Genomic DNA, 23,014 nt, shown 5'->3' with positions numbered 1-23,014 from the left:
CTGACGATCATCTGTGGTTTTCACCGGGAATTCCGGAATGACTGCAGGTTATCATTGCTTGATGTTCACCAGTGGTGATAGGTTTTCACTTAATTGATTCCAATTTGGAAACGGTAAAATGAAAAGCGATCTCAGCGCGCTGCCGGCTTTTGTCGCCGTGGCGGAAGGCGGCAGTTTTGCCGCCGCCGCAGAAAAACTGCATCTGACGCGCTCCGCGGTCAGCAAAATCGTGTCGCGGCTGGAGGCGCGGCTCGGCGTGATGTTGTTTATGCGCACTACGCGCAGCCTGAGCCTGACGGATGAAGGGGTGCTTTACTACGAGCACTGCCGGCAGGCGTTGGCGAACATACAGGCGGCGGAAAATCAGCTGGACAGCGGCAAGATGCAGGTCAGCGGCCGGCTTAGGGTCTCGGTGCCGGTGTTGTTCGGCCACCTGTGCATCGCCCCCTTGCTGACGGCGCTGGCGAATGAGCATCCGTTGTTGACGCTGGAAATCTCGTTCAGCGACCGCAGGATCGATCTGGTCGATGAGGGGTTCGATCTGGCGGTACGCATCGGCGAGCTGGCGGACAGCGGCAGTCTGGTTGCCCGGCGCCTGGGGGAACACGGCATGCTCCTGTGCGCTTCGCCCGACTACCTGCGGCGCAGCGGTGAGCCGAGCGCGGTGGACGCGTTAAGCCGACATCAGGCGGTGGGGTATCTGCACGCGGGCGCGGTGTTGCCCTGGCAACTTCGCGGCGAAAACGGCGAGCTGCAGCCGTTCAGGCCACCGGCCAAGATGATGATGGACGATATGCAGGGGATCGTCGATGCCGTTTCCGCCGGTGCCGGTATTGCCTGGCTGCCGGAGTGGCTGGTACGCGATCGGCTGGCGGCGGGGACGTTGGTGGAGATCATGCGCGGTGAGTCCAGCCTCAGTTTTCCGGTGAATGCGGTATGGCCCTATATGCCTTACCAGCCGCTCAAGGTGCGGCTGGCGGTGGACAAACTGGTGGCGGAGCTGCCGGGGAAATTGGCGCTTGTGGCGCCGTCGGTATCACAACGCTAAGGGCCGGAGCCACAACTGACAGGAAACGGACGCTAATGTACCGAATAGAGGGACGAAAACGGCGCTGTCAGGCTTATTGAATGCCCAGGTGACCGTTTATTATGGCCTGATTAGTAGGGTTATTATTCGAGGCAGGTCAATGAGCACGAAAAGTGAATCCAGATGGCGTCTGATCAGTATTTTAATGCTGATGGTACTCGCCGTATTAATTGGCATTCTGGTCAAACTGGACTGAAGTCTGACCAGGCGATAAAAGCCTGGCCATTTTATTGTGCGGCAAGTAAGCGCATCATGTCTTCTTCATACAGCAATGCTAAAAGCCACAGCCCCAACAACATTATTGACAGAGAAAATAATCGCTTTTCATTACGCATCGTTTAATTTGCTCTTCGGCGGTTCGACGTTGCGTAGCCTATCTCATCGTTGTGACAACTGTTAGGAACCTGTGCTAAATAAAGCCATTTTGTTGCGCGTCTATTTATGTTTCTCCAGCGGCTATCGCTTCGGCCCCCAGGGGGCCAGGTTCCATAATCCTTTGGTGGCCGCGAATGGCGGTAGGCGCAAAGCCGAAGCGCTTGCGAAAACGTTCGGCGAAACGCGACGCGCTTTCATAGCCGACATGTTGTGCGATGGCGGATATCGGCCAGTCGGTGGATTGCAGCAGGGCCAGCGCACTGCTCATGCGCACGTCGATCATCAGGTTGCGCAACGCGGTATTTTCCATCGACAGTTTGCGGCGCAGCATCACTTCACTCATCGACAGGCTCTCCGCGACTTTGGCCGCGGTCCAAATGCTGTGCGGATCGGTTGCCAGGCAGCGGCGCACGCGCTGCGTCAGGTCTTTGGCTTCGTTGTGGATGAAGCGAATGCCGAACTGGGCCAGCCACAGCAGAATTTCCAGCATTTTGTGCCGCACGATGATGGTGGGAAAACGCTGCCGGAGCGCCAGCGCCAGGCTGGTGGTCTCAAAGCTGTGCTTCAGGGCGCAGGGCAGATTGCGCAGCGCCAGGACGGCATCGAACGGCATCGGCGCCGGCGTTTCCTCGGCCGGAGGCTGAAGAGTGAGCAGCAGAGGGTCGCAGGTCAACAACTGACAGCTGAACACGCCCTCTTCGGAGGGGCCGTTAATAATATCCACCGTTTGTCCCCCGTCGATAATCAACAGCTCGCCGGGATGAGCCACCACTTCGTGTTGTTGCCAGCGTACGCGCTTATGGCCTTGTTGTATCAGATACAGATGTGGTTGCTCAAAATAGACTGAAGGGAATAATAATTCAGTATGCTGAACGATGTGCGCTGAGGCACCAATTCCTGGACAGAGATTAATTGTACGTTCCATCGATATTCATTTCGCAGCCATTATCTGGGAATATCTTTACGCTTTGATCCGCGTTGGAGCAACATTTTTCCATGGGCTGTGAAACACAGCGGCGTGTTTTATCTATCAAAAATCAATTTCCTGCTGAACAGAAAACGTCCGTGTCGGGATGATGCTTATCCATTAAAGTGAGAGCCAGGCTCGAAGCGCGCATTTTACCAATTACCCATAAACTGAATAATTCAAATGCCATAGATTAATATCCTAACGTAACCCGAGAGTAATAGCGCATGGTGCTATTTAATCCATTTTCGTCAGTATTGTCGATCTTATCGGACCTGTGGTTCCCCCAGCAACAGCGCGCGGTCATGAAACTGGCCGTAGGTATTGTTGACCACGTTCTGGCGCGTGGACTGCTCGATCAGCGTTTTCAGCTCATCCATGCGCTGCTGCAGCAGACGCTTGAGCTCGGTTTCGTTGTCGAGGATCTGTTGCAGCTTATTGCGCAGCATCTCCTGCAGTGCCATAGACGGGCCGGCTTGCCCGGTAAAGGCGGCGGTTTTTTCCACCGCCGTCACGTAGGCGAATTCGAGTTCGACGAGCTCTTCCCAGCGCCCGGTTTGCGCCAGCGCGATCATCTGGCTGCTCAGGCTGTAAATTTGTTGATAAGCGGCTAACAGCTGCTGTTGACGTTCCATTACACGGCGTCCTGCGAAGGTTGGTAGTTAGGGCCGATCTGGCGCCAGGCGTCGGCGATGTTCTCCAGCAGTTTGACCACTTCGGCAATCGCCGCCTCGTCGTTATGCAGGTTGGCCTGCATTAACCGACGCTTCATGTAGTCGTACAATGCCGCCAGGTTTTCGGCGATCTCGCCGCCCTGCTGAGGGTCCAGGCCGCCTTTCAGGCCGTTGTCGATGATGTTGATGGCTTTGGACAGCGCCAGGCCTTTGCCGGCGATATCGCCCTGGTTCATCAGGATGCGTGCGCGAAGCAGGGCGCTGAGCGCCCCGTCGAACAACATCACGATTAACTGGTGCGGGCTGGCGCTCATGGCGCCGCTTTCCAGACTGACCTGTGCATAGGCCTGAGTGCCGCTTCTGTTATACATGTTGTTTCTTTACCTGTTACTTGGTTAAGGGATCACTTTGCCGAGAATTGCTGTTTTAAATAGTCACCCGTGCCGCTCAATTTAGACATCATGGTATCTAACTGAACGAACTGCTGCTTATAGCGGTCGATGGTGTTCTGAATGCTGGCCGTGACCGTGGTGATCTGGATGTTCAGGCGATCGAGGTTGGTGTTGATACTCTTGGTCGAGTTCTCGATGATGCCGCCGGATTTGATGTAGCTCTGGATCTCGTTGTGGATCTCGGTGGCCATACCGGTGTCTTTGCCGTTACCGGCGAAGAAGTTGGCGACCTGGTCTGGTTTTTCGTCGATGGCTTTGTTCAGCTTGGTGCTGTCGATTTCCAGCTTGCCGGTTTTGACGTTGGTGGTGATGCCGAGGTTGCCCAGGCCTTTCAACTCCGGGTTGTCCTGCGCCGAGCTGAGGGCGCTTTTGATCGAGGACTGGATACCGCGCAGGGTATTGTCGCCCAGCAGCGCACCGTTCTTGGCATTCTGCGCTTCACCGCTTTTGACCGGCGTGTATTTGGTCAGCGAATTAAAGGTGTCCAGCAGCGAGTTGTAGTTATCCACCCACTCTTTAATCTTGTCGGCGCTGCCGCTCTTGTCGATGCCGATCACCAGGTTTTGCGGTTCGCCGGACTTGGTGGTGCTCTTCAGATCGAGCGTGACACCCTGTAAGGCATCGGCGATCGAGTTGGTGCTGCGCTTGATTTTCGTGCCGTTGACGACGATTTCCGCATCCTGCCCGGGCACGGTTTGTTTCATCGCGGTGCTGCCATCTTTCGGCGGATTTTTAGGATCGTAGTTGAGGATGGCGCCGAGCTTGTCGTCGTTATTGACCTATACCGCAATGGTGTTTTTTTCGCCTGGCGTGGTGGAGCTCAATGCCAGTTGATAGTCATTGTCGCCGACGCGCATGATGCTAGCGGTAACGCCGGATTTCGATTTGTTGATGGCGTCGCGCATCTCGACCAGCGAGGTCTGATCGTCACCGAGCGGGATCTTGGTCTCTTTCGGCGGGTTGCCTGCCGTAATAGATATGGAACGATCGCTGCTGCCCGGCGTGCCCAGCTTGGCCTGCTGGTCGGCGATCGGCGTTTGAGTGGTCAGTGTTTGCGGCTGTGCCAGTTTCAGCACCTCGATCGAGTAGTTGCCCGGTACCGACTTGTCGGTGGTGGTCACGGTAAACTGATCGTGCTTGGTGGCGGTGGTGTTGTTGAAGAACTCTGGCTTGGCCAGGTCTTTACTCAGATTGTCAAACTTCTCCAGCGAGCTTTTCAGCGTGCCGTAAGCGGTTAGCTGGGCGTTGTAGCTGGTCTGCTGGGTGGTGTACGGCGTCAGACGCTGCTGTTCCGCTTTGGTCAGCTTGTCGAGCAAACCGTTAAGGTCGATTCCTGAGCCGATGCCTAATGAACTGATCGATGCCATTCGTGCTTCTCCTTGATAATGACTTTATTCGCTTTACGCGTTATCGGCCCAGTGATGAAAAAGTTTACCGAAAAAAACAAAAAAACGATGGCGTAATAGAGGAGGGAAAAACCGCGTTATTTCCGCCATTGCCCCTGGCGCAAAAAATTTTAAAAAATTGCTAAAGGTTGTTAGGGGAGGGCCGATACCTGAGGGGACGGTGGTTGACGCCGTGGGCAAACAAGCCCGAACCTTTTAACTGTGTTGCGAAGAACGCAACTGACTCGTAAGGAAAGCAAACAATGGCACAAGTAATCAACACTAACAGCCTGTCGCTGATGGCGCAGAACAACCTGAACAAATCTCAGTCTTCTCTGGGTACTGCGATTGAGCGTCTGTCTTCCGGTCTGCGTATCAACAGCGCGAAAGACGATGCTGCGGGTCAGGCTATCTCCAACCGTTTCACCGCGAACATCAAGGGCCTGACTCAGGCTTCTCGCAACGCCAACGACGGTATCTCTCTGGCGCAGACCACTGAAGGCGCTCTGAACGAAGTTAACGACAACCTGCAGAACATCCGTCGTCTGACCGTACAGTCTCAGAACGGTTCCAACTCTTCCAGCGACCTGCAGTCCATCCAGGACGAGATCTCTCAGCGTCTGTCTGAAATCAACCGCATCTCCGAGCAGACTGATTTCAACGGCGTGAAAGTACTGAGCGCAGATCAGAAACTGACCATCCAGGTTGGCGCGAACGACGGCGAAACCATCGATATCGAACTGAAAGACATCAACGCTAAAACTCTGGGTCTGGATAAGTTCAGCGTGGCAGACCCAATGGACCCTGCAAAACAAGTAGGTACAGCTTCAGTAACGAAAGTTGGCGGAACTACAACAACAACTGATACCGCAGTGTCAACGACTAGCACTGGTGCAGACGCTGGTGGTTTGTTTAAAGATGCCGGTGGCACTGGTGATTTTTATGTCAAAAAGGGTGGTGATGCATTCAAAGCGACTGTAGATGCAGCTACCGGTAAATATACTTACGATGTTAGTGACGCAACATCCAAAATCACTTTGTCAGGCACCGAAACTTCTGTACCAACTGTTCCAGTGACAACTACTACTGGCGGGCAGACAGTTACTGGTCTGGATACTGCAGCGGGTGAAGAACTGCGTACTCTGACTGACGCTAAAGGCAATGCAAATGGTTATGCCATCAAAGGTAAGGATGCAGATGGCAAAGAGGCCTATTTCAAAGCTAATGTTGATGAGAAAACAGGTAAAGTAAGTAAAGGTGAACAAATCCAGACCGGTCCTAAAACTGCCGATCCGCTGGCAACCCTGGACAAAGCGCTGTCTCAGGTTGACTCCCTGCGTTCTTCCCTGGGTGCGGTACAGAACCGTTTCGATTCTGTTATCAACAACCTGAACAGCACCGTTAACAACCTGTCTGCTTCTCAGTCCCGTATCCAGGATGCTGACTACGCGACCGAAGTGTCCAACATGAGCCGTGCCAACATCCTGCAACAGGCTGGCACCTCTGTTCTGGCACAGGCTAACCAGTCTACTCAGAACGTGCTGTCCCTGCTGCGTTAATCGTCTCTCCCGATTAACTGTCGCAAAGAAACCCCGCTTCGGCGGGGTTTTTTTATGCTCGCGCATCGCGCGGTTATTACATGGCGCAAATAAAGCCCGTTTTGTGCGACTGTTCAGCCGATTGGCATTCCGCCCCCTACGCATAATAGCGCTGACTCTCTTATCCGCAGGTTTAAGACATAGTGAGCGATCTGTATACCGCCGAAGGCGTGATGGACAAAAATTCTCTCTGGCTGCGCTACGTCCCGTTAGTGCGCCACGAGGCGTTGCGCCTGCAGGTCAGGCTGCCCGCCAGCGTGGAGCTTGACGACTTGCTGCAGGCCGGGGGAATCGGGCTATTGAACGCCGTTGAGCGTTATGACGCCCTACAGGGAACCGCCTTTACCACCTATGCGGTGCAACGCATTCGCGGCGCGATGCTCGACGAGTTGCGCAGCCGCGACTGGGTGCCGCGCAGCGTGCGGCGCCATGCGCGCGAGGTCGCGCAGGTGATGCGGCAACTGGAACAGCGTTACGGCCGTCCGGCGAGCGAGACGGAAGTGGCGCAGGCGCTAGACATCTCGCTGGATGAGTACCGTCAAATTCTGTTGGACACCAATAACAGCCAGCTTTTCTCCTACGACGAATGGCGCGAGGAGCATGGCGAGAACGCGGAACCGATGCTGGAAGGGCATGAAGAGGCCAACCCGCTGCATCACCTGTTGGAAGGTAGCCTGCGCCAGCGGGTGATCGACGCCATCGAGGCGTTGCCGGAGCGCGAAAAAATGGTGCTGACGCTGTATTACCAGGAAGAGTTGAATCTCAAAGAGATCGGCGCCGTGCTGGACGTCGGGGAATCCCGCGTCAGCCAACTGCACAGTCAGGCGATCAAACGGCTGCGCGCGCGGCTGGCGAACGATACCTGACGGCGGCCCACCGCCCCTCAACTCGATGACTCATGCGACAATCGGACTGCCCTTTATGCCAGGAATACTGTTGAAGAAACGGCCGCTTAGCCGTTACCTGAAAGACTACAAGCACAGCCAAACCCATTGCTCCCAGTGCGGCAAACTGTTGGACCGCATGGCGCTGGTGTTTCGCGGCAAGATTATCAATAAAGAAGCCATCGCGCGCATGGATCAGCCGATCGACGATGCGGTCTGGCAAAACGTGCAGCACGAGCTGACCGCGCTGTGCCGCTTCTGCAGCGAGATCTCCTGCAACAGCCACCCGAGCTATTTCGACATCATGGCGTTCAAACAGTATCTGTTCGAGCAGACCGAGATGAGCCACAGCACCATCCGCGAGTATGTGGTGCGGCTGCGCCGGCTGGACGAAATGCTGGTGGCGCGCAACTACCCGGCGGATAAATTCGCCAGCAGCGCCAGCCATCAGCGCATCATCGACGATCTGCCTACCGCTGCGCACAACAACTACCGCATTGCGCTGCGCAAATACGATCAGTATCTCGCCTGGCAGCGCAGCTACTGAGACTTTTCCCCGGCCGCTGGGCCGGGGCCTGCTGTTTCCCCCGTGATAAAGGATGATTATTCAGTTCACATCTGCTAAATCTATCGGTTATCAGATGTTGATATTCGATTCCCTGGGGGGAAGTAGTGAACCTGCAACAACAACTGGCGCAATTTCCGCGTCTGGATCTGGTTGGCACCGCCACACCGCTCGAAAAGCTGTCCCGTCTCTCCGATTACCTCGGCCGCGAAATCTACCTTAAACGTGACGATGTCACTCCTATGGCCATGGGCGGCAACAAGCTGAGAAAGCTTGAGTTTTTGGCCGCCGACGCGCTGCGTCAGGGTGCCGATACGCTGGTCACCGCCGGCGCCATTCAATCCAACCACGTGCGCCAGACGGCGGCGGTGGCGGCGAAACTGGGTCTGCACTGCGTCGCGCTGCTGGAAAACCCTATCGACACCCGCGCGGAAAACTACCTGACCAACGGCAACCGCCTGTTGCTCGGCCTGTTCAACGCCGAGGTGGTGATGTGCGAAGCGCTGCACGATCCGCAGCAGCAGCTGGCGGAGCTGGCGACGCGCCTTGAGGCGCAGGGCTTCCGGCCTTACGTGGTGCCGGTGGGCGGTTCCAATGCCCTGGGCGCGCTGGGATACGTACAGTGTGCATTGGAAATCGCCGAGCAGAGCCAACGCAGCAACGTGGCGTTCAGTTCGGTGGTGGTGGCGTCCGGCAGCGCCGGCACCCACGCCGGGCTGGCGGTGGGGCTGCAGCAGCTGCTGCCGGAAACCGAACTGATCGGCGTGACCGTCTCGCGTACCGTGATCGATCAGCTTCCGAAGGTGGAGCAGATCCAGAAAGCTCTGGCCTGTTCGCTGAATATCGACGAACTGGCGCCGATCGCGCTGTGGGACGATTACTTCGCGCCGCAATACGGCATGCCGAACGAAGAGGGCATGGCGGCGGTGCAGCTGCTGGCGCAGCAAGAAGGCGTATTGCTGGATCCGGTGTACACCGGCAAAGCGATGGCCGGTTTGATCGACGGCATCGCCCAGCGGCGCTTCCGCGATGAAGGCCCTATTCTGTTCGTTCACACCGGCGGCGCGCCGGCGCTGTTCGCCTACCATCCACAGGTGTAAACACCGCTTGTTATTCCATTTTGAACTATATTTATAAAGTTATATTCCTTTATGCGGGCGGTCGCACTGTTAAAGTGCTGATATCAAAAAAGATAAATAACACACAGGGGTGTTTATGATGTTTGCAAAAGTTCGTCGTCAATGGCTGTTGGGCGTGGTGGGCGTCGCGTTGGCCGCCGGTTTGGCGACCCAAACCTACGCTGCCGACAATCTGCTGCAGCAGGTGAAGCAGCGCGGCACGCTGATCGTCGGCCTGGAAGGCACCTATCCGCCGTTCAGCTTCCAGGGGGAAGACGGCAAGCTGACCGGTTTCGAAGTGGATTTCGCCAACGCGCTGGCGGAACACCTGGGCGTGAAGGCCAAGCTGAACCCGACCAAGTGGGACGGCATGCTGGCTTCGCTGGATTCGAAGCGCATCGACGTGGTCATCAACCAGGTGACGCTCTCCGATGAGCGCAAGAAGAAATATGACTTCTCCACCCCTTACACCGTTTCCGGTATTCAGGCGCTGGTGAAAAAAGGCAACGAAGGCACCATCACCAAGCCGGAAGACCTGAAGGGCAAGAAGGTCGGCGTGGGCCTGGGCACCAACTATGAGCAATGGCTGCGCGCGAACGTGCAGGGCGTGGACGTGCGTACCTACGACGACGACCCGACCAAGTATCAGGATCTGCGCGTTGGCCGCATCAACGCCATTCTGGTGGATCGCCTGGCGGCGCTGGATCTGGTGAAGAAAACCGGCGATACCTTGGCGGTAGCCGGCCCGGCGTTCTCTCGCCAGGAGTCCGGCGTGGCGCTGCGCAAGAACAACCCAGAGCTGCTGGCCGCGATTGACCAGGCGATCGCCGAGATGCAAAAAGACGGCACGATGGCGAAGATCTCCGAGAAATGGTTTGGCGCGGACGTAACTAAATAATGCACGAAAGTATTCAACTGGCGCTGGATTCAGCGCCATTTTTATTGAAGGGCGCAATACTGACGCTTCAGCTCAGCCTGGGCGGCATGGCGTTGGGGTTGCTGCTCGGTTTTCTGCTGGCGCTGATGCGCCTTTCGCCGCTGTGGCCGCTGTCGTGGCTGTCGCGTATCTACGTGTCGCTGTTCCGCGGCACGCCGTTGATCGCCCAGCTGTTTATGATCTATTACGGTCTGCCGCAGTTCGGCATCGAGTTCGATCCTTTCCCGGCGGCGCTGATTGGCCTGTCGCTCAATACCGCCGCCTACACCTCGGAAACGCTGCGCGCGGCGATTTCGTCGATCGACAAAGGGCAGTGGGAAGCTGCCGCCAGCATCGGCATGACCCGTTGGCAAACCCTGCGCCGAGTGATCCTGCCGCAGGCGGCGCGCACCGCCTTGCCGCCGCTGGGCAACAGCTTCATCGGCCTGGTGAAAGACACCTCGCTGGCCGCCACCATTCAGGTGCCGGAACTGTTCCGTCAGGCGCAGCTGATCACCTCGCGCACGCTGGAAGTGTTCACCATGTACCTGGCGGCATCGCTGATTTACTGGGTGATGGCGACCCTGCTTTCCGCGCTGCAAAACCGTCTGGAAGCCCACGTTAATCGCCAGGATCAGGAGTAGCGCATGAGTGCCATCGAAGTTAAGCAATTGACCAAGCAGTTTAAGGGTCAGACGGTGCTGCATGGGATCGATCTGGCGGTGGACGCCGGCGAAGTGGTGGCGATCATCGGGCCGAGCGGCTCGGGGAAAACCACCTTATTGCGCTGCATTAACCTGCTGGAGGAGCCGGATTCCGGCACCATTCGCGTCGGCGATATCCTGATCGACGGCAGCAAGCCGCTGAGCAAACAGAAAAATCAGGTGCGAGCGCTGCGCCAGCAGGTCGGTTTCGTGTTCCAGAACTTCAACCTGTTCCCGCACCGTTCGGTGTTGGAAAACATCATCGAAGGGCCGGTGGTCGTCAAGGGCGAGGCGAAAGCCAGCGCGGAACAGCGCGCCCGCGCGTTGCTGGCCAAGGTGGGGCTAAGCGGCAAAGAGCAGGCGTATCCGCGGCGGCTGTCCGGTGGCCAACAGCAGCGGGTGGCTATTGCGCGCGCGCTGGCGATGCAGCCGGAGGTGATTCTGTTCGATGAGCCGACGTCGGCGCTCGATCCCGAGCTGGTGGGGGAAGTGCTCAATACCATGCGCTCATTGGCGGAAGAGAAACGGACCATGGTGATCGTCACCCATGAGATGAGCTTTGCCCGCGACGTGGCGGACCGGGTTATCTTTATGGACCACGGCCGCATCGTTGAACAGGGCCCGGCCAAAGCGCTGTTCGCCAACCCGCAGCACCAGCGCACTCAGCAATTCCTCGACAAATTCTTGAATCAATAAGACGGCGGGGGAGCTTCCCCCGTTCGCATTCACTCCTTTTTCAACAATGCGTTTCGCGCGGCGGCGGCGAGAAATCCGCTGCGGCTACCGTATCCCGGATGTTACTGAACCCGAGAGTCAATGCGACGAGTAGCGTTCTGCCACGGTTTGCAAGCAGACTAATTCGTTCTGAGTTCACCCTGTTGTTATCGCCCATGAGGCGCCACATCCTCATGCCAGGATAGCAAGACGCTAACGGCTGACCGGGCTGCGGGCAATAAAAAACCCTGCACACGTGCAGGGTTTGCGTAGCGGTGAGCCAATCAGGCGGCCATGCATGGCCGCCTTGACGATGCGTTAACCGATGGTCATCAGGCTGGCGTTACCGCCGGCGGCGGCGGTGTTGACGCTCAGCGAACGCTCGATCAGCAGGCGTTCCAACAGGATGTTGGTTTCACCGTGAGCGAAGCCCTGCACCGAGACGATGGCGCCGCCGCGCTGCGCGATCTGCTCGCACAGGGTGCGCAGCTGGTCGGCATCGCCGTGGTAGATGGCGGCGTCGAACTCGACCTTGTCCTGCTGCCAGTCTTTGCTGAAGGCGATGCGCGCCTGCACATCGTTCGGCAAGCGGCGGAACAGATTGCGCTGCAGTTCCGCTTCCGGCCACAGCGCGCTGCTGCCGACCGCCAGCACGGCGGCCAACTGGATCAGCGCGTCGGCTTCGTTATCCGCCAGGCACAGCACGCGTTCACGCGGCAGCAGGGCATAGGTATTGCGCTCGCCGGTCGGGCCCGGCAGCGGACGTACGGTGCCGCCCTGGCCCAGCTCCGCATAGCGCTGCGCCAATGCCGCCAGTTCGCTGTGTTGGCTGGTGACCGCCCATTTCTCCAGCGATTGCAGCGCGCCCAACAGCTGCGGCCGCGCGGTGGCTTCCATCGGGCGCTCGTCGTCCTGACGGTGCAGCGTACGCTGCAGCGCGTCGTCCGGACGGTTAGCTAGCAGACGGTACAGGTACAGCGGGCCGCCGGCTTTCGGGCCGGTGCCCGACAGGCCTTCGCCGCCGAACGGCTGCACGCCGACCACCGCGCCAACCATGTTACGGTTGACGTACAGGTTGCCGACCTTGGCGCGTTCGGTCACCCGGGCGATGGTTTCATCGATACGGGTGTGAATGCCCAGCGTCAGGCCATAACCGGCGGCGTTGATCTGATCGACCAGCGCGTCCAGATTGTTGCGCTGGAAGCGCACCACGTGCAGCACCGGGCCAAAGATCTCTTTTTGCAGCTCGTCGAAGCTGTCGAGTTCGATCAGCGTCGGTTTGATGAAGGTGCCGCGCGCCCACTCTTTCTCATCCTGCGCGCTGCCTTTGGCGGCCTGGTACACCTTGCGGCCTTTGGCGCGCATCGCCTGGATGTGGCGTTCGATGCCGGTTTTGGCTTCGGTGTCGATCACCGGGCCTACGTCGGTAGACAGGCGCTCCGGGTTACCCATGCGGCATTCGGCCATCGCGCCGCGCAGCATTTGCAGCGTGTGCTCGGCCACGTCTTCCTGAATGCACAGGATACGCAGCGCGGAGCAGCGCTGGCCGGCGCTGTCGAAGGCGGAGGCCACTACGTCGGTGACGACTTGTTCGGTCAGGGCCGAAGAGTCGACGATCATGGCGTTCAGGCCGCCGGTTTCGGCGATCAGCGGCGTCGGACGGCCTTGCGGATCCAGGCGACCGGCGATGCTGCGCTGCAGAATGCCGGCGACGTCGGTGGAGCCGGTAAACATCACGCCGCGGACGCGGGCATCGTTGACCAGCGTTGAGCCGACGGTTTCACCCTGGCCCGGCAGCAGCTGCAGCACGCCTTGCGGAATGCCGGCTTCCAGCAGGATGCGCACCGCCTGCGCGGCGACCAGCGGCGTTTGCTCGGCCGGTTTGGCCAGCACGCTGTTGCCCGCCGCCAGCGCCGCGGCGATTTGGCCGGTGAAGATCGCCAGCGGGAAGTTCCACGGGCTGATGCAGACTACCGGGCCCAGCGGACGGTGGCTGTCGTTGGCGAAATCGTCGCGCACCTGGCCGGCGTAGTAGTGCAGGAAGTCCACCGCTTCGCGCACTTCGGCGATGGCGTTGTTGAAGGTTTTACCCGCTTCACGCACCAGAATGCCCAGCAGGCTTTGCAGCTGACTCTCCATCAACTCGGCGGCGCGTTCGAGGATCGCGGCGCGCTCCGTCGGCGGCGTAGCGAACCAGATTGGGCCGGCGGCCGCGGCGGCGTCGAGCGCACGGCTGACTTCGCCTTCGGTGGCTTCACGCACGTAGCCGACCACATCGCCCGGCTCGGCCGGGTTGATCACCGGTTGCTCCACGCCCTGATCCAATTCGGCGTCGATGATAGGTTCCGCGCGCCACGGATGGCTGGCGCTGGTGAGCAGGGCGCTGGAGAGCGAGGCCAGACGCTGTTCGTTGGACAGATCCAGACCGCTGGAGTTAGTGCGTTTCTCGCCGTACAGCTCGCGCGGCAGCGGAATGCGCGGATGCGGCAGGCCAATCTGGCCTTCGCTGGCTGCCAGCACTTCCACGGCGCTGACCGGATCGGCCACCAGCTCGTCGAGCGGCAGGGTGGCATCGGCGATGCGGTTGACGAACGAGGTATTGGCGCCGTTTTCCAGCAGGCGGCGCACCAGGTATGCCAGCAGCGTTTCATGGGTGCCGACCGGCGCATAGATGCGGCAAGGGCGGTTCAGTTTGCCGTCGGCCACTTTACCCACCACCTGCTCGTACAGCGGCTCACCCATGCCGTGCAGGCACTGGAACTCATACTGGCCAGGGTAGTAGTTGTTGCCGGCCAGATGATAGATGGCGCTCAGGGTATGGGCGTTGTGGGTCGCGAACTGCGGATAAATCAGGTTCGGCACCGACAGCAGCTTGCGGGCGCAGGCCAGGTAGGAAACGTCGGTATAGACCTTGCGAGTGTAGACCGGGTAGCCTTCCAGGCCGTCCATCTGGGCGCGTTTGATTTCGCTGTCCCAGTAGGCGCCCTTCACCAGACGGATCATCAGGCGACGGCGGCTGCGTTGCGCCATGTCGATCACCGCGTCGATGGCGAACGGACAGCGTTTTTGGTAGGCCTGGATCACGAAGCCGATGCCATTCCAGCCGGCCAGCTGCGGTTCGAAGCACAGCTTCTCCAGCAGATCGAGCGAGATCTCCAGGCGGTCGGCCTCTTCGGCGTCGATGTTGATGCCGATATCGTACTGGCGTGCCTGCAGGGTCAGCGACAGCAGGCGCGGGTAGAGCTCTTCCATGACGCGTTCGTACTGCGCGCGGCTGTAGCGCGGGTGCAGGGCGGACAGCTTGATGGAGATGCCGGGGCCTTCATAGATGCCGCGGCCGTTGGAGGCTTTGCCGATGGCGTGGATCGCCTGCTGGTAGGAAACCAGGTAGGCCTGCGCGTCGGCTTCGGTCAGGGCAGCTTCGCCCAGCATGTCGTAGGAGTAGCGGAAGCCTTTTTCTTCGAGCTTGCGCGCGTTGGCCAGCGCTTCGGCGATGGTTTCGCCGGTCACGAACTGTTCGCCCATCAGGCGCATCGCCATGTCCACGCCTTTGCGGATCAGCGGTTCGCCGCTCTTGCCGATAATGCGGTTCAGCGAACGGGACAGATTGGCTTCGTTATGCGTGGACACCAGCTTGCCGGTGAACAGCAGGCCCCAGGTCGCGGCGTTGACGAACAGCGACGGGCTGCGCCCGAGGTGCGAGTGCCAGTTGCCGTTGCTGATCTTGTCGCGGATCAGGGCATCGCGGGTCGGTTTGTCTGGAATGCGCAGCAGCGCTTCCGCCAGGCACATCAGCGCCACGCCTTCCTGCGAAGAGAGGGAGAACTCTTGCAGCAGGCCTTGCACCATGCCGGCGCGGCCGTTTGCACTTTTTTGGTTACGCAACTTCTCGGCGATACCATAGGCCATTTTGTGAGTGGCCTGTGCAAGATCGGCGGGTAATCGCGCCTGTTCGAGCAACATCGGCACCGCTTCGGTCTCCGGGCGACGATAGGCGGCGGTGATGGCGGCGCGGGTAACCGACTGCGGCAGAATTTGTTCGGCAAAATCGAGGAATGGCTGGTGTGACTCTTCCTGCGCTTGCGGCATAATGTCGTCCGCTTCAGGCTGGCCCGCAGCGGCCAGCGCTGGAATTTCAGGAATATCGGAACCGCTCTCGAGACGCTCGAGGTAATTAAAGATGGCCTGCTTGATGAGCCAGTGCGGCGTGCGATCGATGCGCTGTGCGGCGCTCTTGATCCGGTCGCGTGTTGCCTCGTCGAGTTTCACGCCCATTGTGGTAGTGCCCATGCCAATCCAACTCCTGTGTTTAGAACCTATCCCATCAGGCTAGACAAACAGCAGGCCGGAAAGCCTGTTGGGATAGGTTCGTGAGATGTGTGGTGTCAAGAATGCAGACAATATCCTGCATGTTGCAACTTTGTGCAACCTTGTTAAATCAGGCTGATGAGCGAAGTGTGAGTTTCATCGATTTTTTAACATGGCCAGTTGGCACGAATGTTGCGTTATTGAGCGAATGCGGCGGGGTTTATGCTGCCGCAGACGCTTTACCTTGCGCTATATAAGGGTAATAACCAGGTGCAACTCATTTTGCTTGTCGTGAGTGCAACCTTTGGGCCCGGTAAATGTGACGCAGGGTAAACTTTGTGTAACTTTGTTGTTAAATATCTTGTTGGTTGATGAAAGGCTCATCTAGGATAACCGACGGTCAACAATTACGGGCAGAAACTATTTTACCTGCACTTGCTCGCAGGCTGCGCCACGTTCCGGCGCGGCGGCCAGTGAAATGCATTGCGCGTGGATTTACCGGCGCCGGCTTGGCCGGAGCGAAACGCGAATAATAATGAAAGTGGAGAATTAAATGACAATGAGCACACCTATGCTGGTGACCTTCCTGGTGTACATTTTCGGGATGGTGCTGATCGGCCTGCTTGCCTACCGGGCAACCAACAACTTTGATGACTATATTCTCGGCGGCCGCAGTTTGGGCAGCGTGGTGACCGCGCTGTCCGCCGGCGCTTCCGACATGAGCGGCTGGTTGCTGATGGGCCTGCCGGGCGCCATCTTCCTCTCCGGCATCTCCGAAAGCTGGATCGCTATCGGCCTGACCATCGGCGCTTACCTGAACTGGAAGCTGGTGGCAGGAAGGCTGCGCGTACATACCGAAGCCAACAACAACGCCCTGACGCTGCCGGATTATTTCACCAGCCGCTTTGAAGACAACAGCAAGCTGCTGCGCGTGATCTCGGCCATCGTCATCCTGGTGTTCTTCACCATTTACTGCGCCTCCGGCATCGTAGCCGGCGCGCGCCTGTTCGAAAGCACCTTCGGCATGAGCTACGAAACCGCCCTGTGGGCCGGCGCCGCGGCGACCATCCTCTACACCTTTATCGGCGGTTTCCTGGCGGTAAGCTGGACCGACACCGTGCAGGCCAGCCTGATGATTTTCGCGCTGATCCTGACGCCGGTGATCGTGATCTTCGCTGTCGGCGGCATCGATACCTCGATGCTGGTGATCCAGGCGCAGAACCCGGCCAACCTCGACATGCTGAAAGGGCTGAACTTCGTCGCCATCCTGTCGCTGCTGGGGTGGGGCCTGGGCTACTTCGGTCAGCCGCACATCCTGGCGCGTTTCATGGCGGCGGATTCTCACCGCACCATCCGCAGCGCGCGTCGCATCAGCATGACCTGGATGATCCTGTGCCTGGCCGGCACCATCGCCGTCGGTTTCTTCGGTATTGCTTACTTCGCCAACAACCCGGATCAAGCCGGTAACGTGTCGAAGAACGGGGAACGCGTGTTCATCGAACTGGCGATGCTGCTGTTCAACCCATGGGTAGCGGGCGTGCTGCTGTCGGCGATTCTGGCGGCGGTCATGAGTACCCTGAGCTGCCAGCTGCTGGTGTGCTCCAGCGCGATCACCGAAGACCTGTACAAGGCGTTCCTGCGTAAAGGCGCCAGCCAGCGCGAGCTGGTGTGGGTCGGCCGCGTGATGGTGCTGGTGGTGGCGTTGATCGCCATCGCGCTGGCGGCCAATCCGGAGAACCGCGTGCTGGGCCTGGTGAGCTACGCCTGGGCCGGTTTCGGTGCCGCCTTCGGTCCGGTGGTGCTGATTTCGGTGATGTGGTCGCGCATGACCCGCAACGGCGCGCTGGCCGGTATGCTGGTCGGTGCGGTGACGGTGATCGTCTGGAAACAGTACGAATGGCTGGGGCTGTATGAAATCATCCCGGGCTTCATCCTGGGTTGCCTTGCCATCGTGGCGGTGAGCCTGATGGGCCGCCAGCCTTCCACCACCGTGACCGAGCGTTTCGATCAGGCGGAAGCCGAGTACAAAACGGTGTAACGCCGTTCGATGTCAGTCGGTAAGGGGCGCGCAGAGCGCCCCTTTTTTTGCCTGCCGATCGCCGTCATCCGGCTGTAACACCTGGCGACATTTGATTAGAAAAAATCACCGTCATGCCTCTTGTATTTATTCTTGGCAGAATGATAATCACTCTCGTTGGTTTTTACGTTTCTTTACATAGTCGCCGCGGCTCATTTCGCAACCACCGTCTCTGCCGCCGCGGTCTTTTCAGGGGTGATTATTTATGTTCGTTCCCTTTCTTATCATGTTCCGTGAGGGGCTGGAGGCCGCGCTGATCGTCAGCCTGATCGCCAGCTACCTGAAGCGCACGCAGCGCAGCCAATGGCTGGGCGCGGTGTGGATCGGCGTGATTGTCGCTGCGGCGCTGTGTCTGGCGCTCGGCATCTTCATCAATGAAACCACCGGCGAGTTCCCGCAGAAACAGCAGGAGCTGTTCGAGGGCATCGTGGCGGTGGTGGCGGTGGTGATCCTCACCTATATGGTGTTCTGGATGCGTAAGGTGTCCAAGTCGGTCAAGGTGCATCTGGAAGGGGCGATCGATCAGGCGCTCAGCGCCGGTAAAGGGCAGGGTTGGGCGCTGGTGGCGATGGTGTTCTTCGCCGTGGCGCGCGAAGGGCTGGAGTCGGTGTTCTTCCTGCTGGCGGCGTTCCAGCAAGACGTGGGCGCCGCGGCGCCGATCGGCGCGGTGCTCGGCCTGGTGGCCGCCATCGTGCTGGGCATGATGATTTATTGGGGCGGGGTGAAGCTGCACCTGGCCAAGTTTTTCAAATGGACCAGCCTGTTCATTCTGTTCGTCGCCGCCGGCCTGGCCGCCGGGGCGATCCGTGCCTTCCACGAAGCCGGCCTGTGGAACCACTTCCAGGACATCGCCTTCGATTTCAGCAGCACCCTGTCGACCCATTCGCTGTTCGGCACCCTGCTGGAAGGTATTCTCGGTTATCAGGAAGCGCCGACGGTCAGCGAAGTGGCCGTCTATTTCCTGTATCTGATCCCGGCGCTGATTTTCTTTTTCCTGCCGCAGCGCGCGGAGCCGGCAGCGGCCCCGGCGCAACGTAAAATCAATCATTAATGTTTAATAGGGAATCTCGTATGTCTACTCCGTTATTTCGCCGCAAGGCGTTGCACGCAGCATTACTGGCTATCCCGGCGTTTGCGCTGAGCATCGACGCGTTGGCGGCGGACGTGCCGCAGGTCAAGGTCACGGTCAACGACAAGCAGTGCGAACCGATGCAGCTGACGGTGCCGGCCGGCAAGACGCAGTTTGTGGTGCATAACACCAGCCAGAAAAACGTCGAATGGGAAATCCTGAAAGGGGTGATGGTGGTGGAAGAGCGCGAAAACATCGCGCCGGGCTTCACCCAGAAAATGACCGCCACGCTGGAAGCGGGCGAATACGACATGACCTGCGGGCTGCTGAGCAACCCGAAAGGCAAACTGATCGTCACCGCAGCCACCAACGGCGCCACCGACGGTAAACCGAATGCGCTGGATCTGGTTAGCCCGATCGCCGAATACAAAGTCTACGTCATCAAAGAAGTCGACGGGCTGGTGAAACAGACCAAGCTGTTCACCGACGCGGTGAAGGCCGGCAACGTGGAGCAAGCGCGCAAGCTGTACGCGCCGACCCGCCAGCACTATGAGCGCATCGAGCCGATCGCCGAGCTGTTCTCCGATCTGGACGGCAGCATCGACGCCCGTGAAGACGACTACGAGAAGAAATCGGCGGATCCGAACTTTACCGGCTTCCACCGTCTGGAGAAGGCGCTGTTTGCCGACAACTCGACCAAAGACATGGGCAAATATGCCGATCGTCTGTATCACGACACCGTTGAACTGCAAAAACGCGTGGGTGAACTGACCTTCCCGCCGAGCAAGGTGGTGGGCGGCGCAGCCGGGCTGATCGAAGAAGTGGCGGCCAGCAAGATCAGCGGTGAAGAAGACCGTTACAGCCGCACCGACCTGTGGGATTTCCAGGCCAACGTCGACGGCGCGCAGAAGATCGTCAACCTGCTGCGCCCGCTGTTGGTCAAAGCCAACAAGCCGCTGCTGGACAAAATCGACGCCAACTTCAAAACCGTCGACACCATTTTGGCGAAGTACCAAACCAAAGAGGGGTATGAGTCCTATGAGAAGCTGACCGATGCCGACCGCAATGCGTTGAAAGGGCCGATCACCACGCTGGCGGAAGACCTTTCCCAACTGCGCGGCGTATTGGGTCTGGACTGAGGCATACGGTTATGAGCAACAAGGCAGGCCCGAATAACGGGCCTCACCCGCACTCTCAGGAGGCGGCATCCCCTTCACGCCGCCGTTTGCTGCAGGGGCTGGGGCTGAGCGCGCTGGCGCTGGGCGGCAGCCGCCTGGTGCAGGCGGCGGACAAAGCGGCGGAGCCGTTGGCGGCGCCGCAGGATGAGCGCTGGCAGAAACAGCCGTTTTATGGCCGTCATCAGGCCGGGGTGCTGACCCCGCAACAGGCGGCGATGATGCTGGTGGCGTTCGACGTGCTGGCGACCAGCAAAGCGGATCTGGAGCGCCTGTTCCGGCTGCTGACTGACCGCATCGCGTTCCTGACCCACGGCGGCAAGGCGCCGGAGGTGGACGCCAAATTGCCGCCGCTCGATTCGGGGATCATGGGGCCGGAGATTTATCCGGACAACCTGACCATCACCGTCTCGGTCGGCGCATCGCTGTTCGACGAACGCTTTGGCCTGCAGGCGCAAAAGCCGCTGCGGTTGCAGAAAATGACCCGCTTCCCCAACGATGCGCTGGACGCCGGGCTTTGCCACGGCGATCTGCTGCTGCAGATCTGCGCCAACACCAATGAAACGGTGATCCACGCACTGCGCGACATCATCAAGCATTCGCCGGATCTGCTCAGCGTGCGCTGGAAGCGCGAAGGGTTTATCTCCGCGCATGCGGCGCGCAGCAAAGGCAAAGAGACGCCGATCAACCTGCTGGGCTTCAAAGACGGCACCGCAAACCCGAAAACCGACGACAAACCGCTGATGGATAAGGTGGTGTGGGTCGGCGACAACGTCGGCGAGCCGGCGTGGACGGCGGGCGGCAGCTACCAGGCGGCGCGTATTATTCGCTTCCGCGTGGAGTTTTGGGATCGCACGCCGCTGCAGGAGCAGGAAACCATTTTCGGCCGCGAAAAGCACAGCGGCGCGCCGCTCGGCATGAAGCATGAACATGACGAGCCGAACTACGCGAACGATCCCGACGGCAAGGTGATCCCGATGGACGCGCACATCCGGTTGGCTAACCCCCGCACGCCGGAAAGCCAAAGCAATTTGATGTTGCGGCGTGGCTACAGCTATTCCCTTGGCGTTTCCAATGCCGGGCAGCTGGAAATGGGGCTGTTGTTCGTCTGCTATCAGGCCGATCTGGAAAAAGGATTCCTGACGGTGCAAAAAAGGCTCAACGGCGAAGCGCTGGAAGAATACATCAAGCCGATCGGCGGCGGATACTTCTTCGTATTGCCGGGTGTGAAAGAGGGCGGCGACTATTTGGCCAGCGGCCTGCTCAAGGCCTGAGCACGCAATGACGAGGCGGGATCTTCCGCCTCGTTTTACGTTGGCTTGCCTATTGTGCTGGACATTAAGCGACGGAGTTCAATTCAATCCGTCGCCTGCGGATTAAAAAATCTGAAGGGCCCGCCGACTTTGGGGTGTGCAAATTTTAATCGAGAAACTAAAGTGTCATTCGCGGATTTTAATTGTAATTAATTGATATTAATAGGATAAAAATTTTTCTGGAATGACGCGCCGAGCGTGATATAGTGTTTTTGCGCTAACTGAAAACAAAAGATATAAAATTTTTTTACATTTTAGTAACGCGACAGGATTGAATGTCATTATACTGTAATCATCTGGCGGTAGTTTTCACACGGTGCACAGCTTGAAGCTGTAAATATCACTGCGGGGATCGCTAATGGTAAAGTCCTTGGTTGGGCTGGAAAGAAAAAATAACACATCTCCCCTGATTTCTCGTTGTAACGAGGGTTCTCTCTCCGACTCTCTTTTACCGGCAACCCCGCACTCTTATCGCTATCGAACCTCATCACTTTTTACTCCACGTTTTTTAATGCAGTCCGCGTTGTCCCGTGAAGACACGGCGCTTAAGCGTTGCCGTCGATTCACCTTGTCCCTTGGCTCTTATTGGCTCGGAGGAGGCCAAAACCTAATACGTGTGTGAAACATAATCGCGCGGCCTGGCCGTTGCGGTAGGTGAAACAAACTGTAAGGTGCCACTATGGGTAGACAGAAAGCAGTGATCAAAGCACGTCGTGAAGCGAAACGCGTTATTCGTCGTGACGCTCGTAGTCATCGCCAGCTGGAAGAAGAGTCTGTGACCTCGCTGGTGCAAATGGGGGGAGTCGAGTCTATCGGCATGGCGCGAGACAAGCGCGATAGCTCACCCATCGAGGCTAGAACCGAAGCTCAGGGTCATTACTTATCAGCCATAGAGAATAAGCAGCTGATCTTCGCCACCGGCGAAGCCGGCTGTGGCAAAACATTCATCAGCGCCGCCAAGGCGGCGGAGGCGCTGATCCATAAAGAGGTGGATCGGATTATCGTTACCCGTCCTGTTTTGCAGGCGGATGAAGACCTCGGTTTCTTGCCGGGGGATATCTCCGAGAAATTCGCGCCTTATTTCCGCCCGGTGTATGACATTCTGGTGCGCCGTTTAGGCTCTTCCTTTATGCAGTACTGCCTGCGCCCGGAAATCGGCAAGGTAGAGATTGCGCCGTTCGCTTATATGCGTGGACGCACCTTCGAAAATGCGGTCGTTATCCTGGATGAAGCCCAGAACGTGACCGCCAGCCAGATGAAAATGTTCCTGACCCGCCTGGGCGAAAACGTGACGGTTATCGTTAACGGTGACGTGACCCAGTGCGACTTGCCGCGCGGCGTGAAATCCGGCCTCAGCGACGCGCTGGAGCGCTTCGAAGAGGACGAGATGATCGGCGTTATCCGCTTTGAGAAACAGGACTGTGTGCGCTCTGCTTTGTGCCAGCGCACGCTCAACGCTTACAGTTAACCTATCCGCTAATGGAAAGGCCGCTTCGGCGGCCTTTTTTATCTCCGCAATTTCCCCTCTCGTTTAACCTTTGTGTAAATTATTGTGGTTTTTTGTATGGATTTTCGTTGAGTTAGCGTTAATGATTAATGGGTTCCAGATTGGCGCGCAACTTGCGTGCGCCGC

General features: G+C 58.4%; 19 protein-coding genes and 2 pseudogenes. 15 read left to right on the top strand and 6 right to left on the bottom strand.

Translation table 11 applies throughout. The features are described 5' to 3' along the window. The first annotated feature begins 118 nt into the window (after positions 1 to 118). The gene (locus tag AC4PR2_RS00915; RefSeq protein WP_197802803.1) at positions 119 to 1,048 is read left to right on the top strand and encodes a LysR family transcriptional regulator; all 930 of its coding nucleotides are present in this window, start codon (positions 119 to 121) and stop codon (positions 1,046 to 1,048) included. A 162-nt stretch (positions 1,049 to 1,210) separates the two neighbouring features. Further along, the gene (locus tag AC4PR2_RS00910) at positions 1,211 to 1,429 is read left to right on the top strand and encodes a hypothetical protein (RefSeq protein WP_197802801.1); all 219 of its coding nucleotides are present in this window, start codon (positions 1,211 to 1,213) and stop codon (positions 1,427 to 1,429) included. A 97-nt stretch (positions 1,430 to 1,526) separates the two neighbouring features. Here the strand turns inward: AC4PR2_RS00910 and AC4PR2_RS00905 are convergent, their stop codons facing one another. The 4 genes and pseudogenes from AC4PR2_RS00905 to fliD form a co-directional block, all read right to left on the bottom strand. Beyond that, positions 1,527 to 2,387, bottom strand: a complete 861-nt coding sequence (locus AC4PR2_RS00905; RefSeq protein ID WP_060420825.1) for a helix-turn-helix transcriptional regulator — start codon at positions 2,385 to 2,387, stop codon at positions 1,527 to 1,529. Between the two features lie 308 nt (positions 2,388 to 2,695). Then, positions 2,696 to 3,064, bottom strand: coding sequence for a flagella biosynthesis regulatory protein FliT (fliT, locus tag AC4PR2_RS00900; protein ID WP_038876898.1), 369 nt, complete (start codon positions 3,062 to 3,064; stop codon positions 2,696 to 2,698). Then, the gene (gene fliS, locus AC4PR2_RS00895; protein ID WP_038876901.1) at positions 3,064 to 3,474 is read right to left on the bottom strand and encodes a flagellar export chaperone FliS; all 411 of its coding nucleotides are present in this window, start codon (positions 3,472 to 3,474) and stop codon (positions 3,064 to 3,066) included. The genes fliT and fliS overlap by 1 nt, the downstream gene beginning before the upstream one ends. Before the next feature lie 32 nt (positions 3,475 to 3,506). Then, positions 3,507 to 4,922, bottom strand: a pseudogene (fliD, locus tag AC4PR2_RS00890) (flagellar filament capping protein FliD). Between fliD and AC4PR2_RS00885 the strand changes: the two are divergent. From AC4PR2_RS00885 to tcyN, 8 genes are all read left to right on the top strand, one after another. Continuing rightward, the gene (locus AC4PR2_RS00885; RefSeq protein WP_337046595.1) at positions 4,916 to 5,086 is read left to right on the top strand and encodes a hypothetical protein; all 171 of its coding nucleotides are present in this window, start codon (positions 4,916 to 4,918) and stop codon (positions 5,084 to 5,086) included. The pseudogene fliD and the gene AC4PR2_RS00885 sit on opposite strands and share 7 nt — an antisense overlap. A 117-nt stretch (positions 5,087 to 5,203) precedes the next feature. After that, positions 5,204 to 6,499, top strand: a complete 1,296-nt coding sequence (locus AC4PR2_RS00880; RefSeq protein WP_197802798.1) for a flagellin N-terminal helical domain-containing protein — start codon at positions 5,204 to 5,206, stop codon at positions 6,497 to 6,499. 182 nt (positions 6,500 to 6,681) lie between these two features. Beyond that, positions 6,682 to 7,404 (top strand): RNA polymerase sigma factor FliA, encoded by a 723-nt coding sequence (locus AC4PR2_RS00875; RefSeq protein ID WP_110158021.1) that lies wholly within the window; start codon positions 6,682 to 6,684, stop codon positions 7,402 to 7,404. A gap of 55 nt (positions 7,405 to 7,459) precedes the next feature. After that, complete coding sequence (gene fliZ, locus AC4PR2_RS00870; protein WP_025303240.1) at positions 7,460 to 7,969, top strand: flagella biosynthesis regulatory protein FliZ; 510 nt, start codon at positions 7,460 to 7,462, stop codon at positions 7,967 to 7,969. Positions 7,970 to 8,094: 125 nt separating this feature from the next. Beyond that, a complete protein-coding gene (locus tag AC4PR2_RS00865; RefSeq protein ID WP_025303239.1) occupies positions 8,095 to 9,087 on the top strand; it encodes a D-cysteine desulfhydrase in 993 nt (330 codons plus the stop codon). Between the two features lie 115 nt (positions 9,088 to 9,202). After that, positions 9,203 to 10,003, top strand: a complete 801-nt coding sequence (gene tcyJ, locus AC4PR2_RS00860) for a cystine ABC transporter substrate-binding protein (RefSeq protein ID WP_049197982.1) — start codon at positions 9,203 to 9,205, stop codon at positions 10,001 to 10,003. Then, complete coding sequence (tcyL, locus tag AC4PR2_RS00855) at positions 10,003 to 10,665, top strand: cystine ABC transporter permease (RefSeq protein WP_025303237.1); 663 nt, start codon at positions 10,003 to 10,005, stop codon at positions 10,663 to 10,665. Before tcyJ ends, tcyL begins: the two co-directional genes overlap by 1 nt. 3 nt (positions 10,666 to 10,668) lie before the next feature. Continuing rightward, positions 10,669 to 11,421 carry an L-cystine ABC transporter ATP-binding protein TcyN gene (gene tcyN, locus AC4PR2_RS00850; protein ID WP_060424097.1) on the top strand — a complete coding sequence of 251 codons (753 nt, stop codon included), beginning with the start codon at positions 10,669 to 10,671 and terminating at the stop codon, positions 11,419 to 11,421. A gap of 29 nt (positions 11,422 to 11,450) precedes the next feature. On the opposite strand, the pseudogene AC4PR2_RS00845 reads toward tcyN, so the two are convergent. After that, positions 11,451 to 11,546: pseudogene (locus AC4PR2_RS00845) on the bottom strand (type II toxin-antitoxin system HicB family antitoxin); the annotation flags it as partial. A 211-nt stretch (positions 11,547 to 11,757) separates the two neighbouring features. Next, entirely contained in the window at positions 11,758 to 15,729 is a 3,972-nt protein-coding gene (gene putA / locus AC4PR2_RS00840) for a trifunctional transcriptional regulator/proline dehydrogenase/L-glutamate gamma-semialdehyde dehydrogenase (protein ID WP_443014393.1), read from the bottom strand. Positions 15,730 to 16,300: 571 nt separating this feature from the next. Here putA and putP point away from each other — a divergent pair. The 5 genes from putP to phoH all read left to right on the top strand — a co-directional run bounded on the left by putP (position 16,301) and on the right by phoH (position 22,849). Then, positions 16,301 to 17,785, top strand: coding sequence for a sodium/proline symporter PutP (putP, locus tag AC4PR2_RS00835; protein WP_443014392.1), 1,485 nt, complete (start codon positions 16,301 to 16,303; stop codon positions 17,783 to 17,785). Positions 17,786 to 18,029: 244 nt separating this feature from the next. Next, positions 18,030 to 18,875: an iron uptake transporter permease EfeU gene (gene efeU, locus AC4PR2_RS00830; RefSeq protein ID WP_060423658.1), complete on the top strand. Its 846-nt coding sequence runs from the start codon at positions 18,030 to 18,032 to the stop codon at positions 18,873 to 18,875. A gap of 20 nt (positions 18,876 to 18,895) precedes the next feature. After that, the gene (efeO, locus tag AC4PR2_RS00825; protein WP_443014391.1) at positions 18,896 to 20,032 is read left to right on the top strand and encodes an iron uptake system protein EfeO; all 1,137 of its coding nucleotides are present in this window, start codon (positions 18,896 to 18,898) and stop codon (positions 20,030 to 20,032) included. Positions 20,033 to 20,043: 11 nt separating this feature from the next. Continuing rightward, a complete protein-coding gene (gene efeB / locus AC4PR2_RS00820; RefSeq protein WP_047730480.1) occupies positions 20,044 to 21,342 on the top strand; it encodes an iron uptake transporter deferrochelatase/peroxidase subunit in 1,299 nt (432 codons plus the stop codon). A gap of 718 nt (positions 21,343 to 22,060) precedes the next feature. Further along, positions 22,061 to 22,849 carry a phosphate starvation-inducible protein PhoH gene (gene phoH / locus AC4PR2_RS00815; protein WP_015378226.1) on the top strand — a complete coding sequence of 263 codons (789 nt, stop codon included), beginning with the start codon at positions 22,061 to 22,063 and terminating at the stop codon, positions 22,847 to 22,849. Positions 22,850 to 23,014 lie beyond the last annotated feature (165 nt).

This window comes from Serratia sp. A07, from assembly GCF_058725505.1.
Note: the sequence above shows the minus strand (reverse complement) of the source record. Positions and strands in the feature narration are given on the sequence as shown.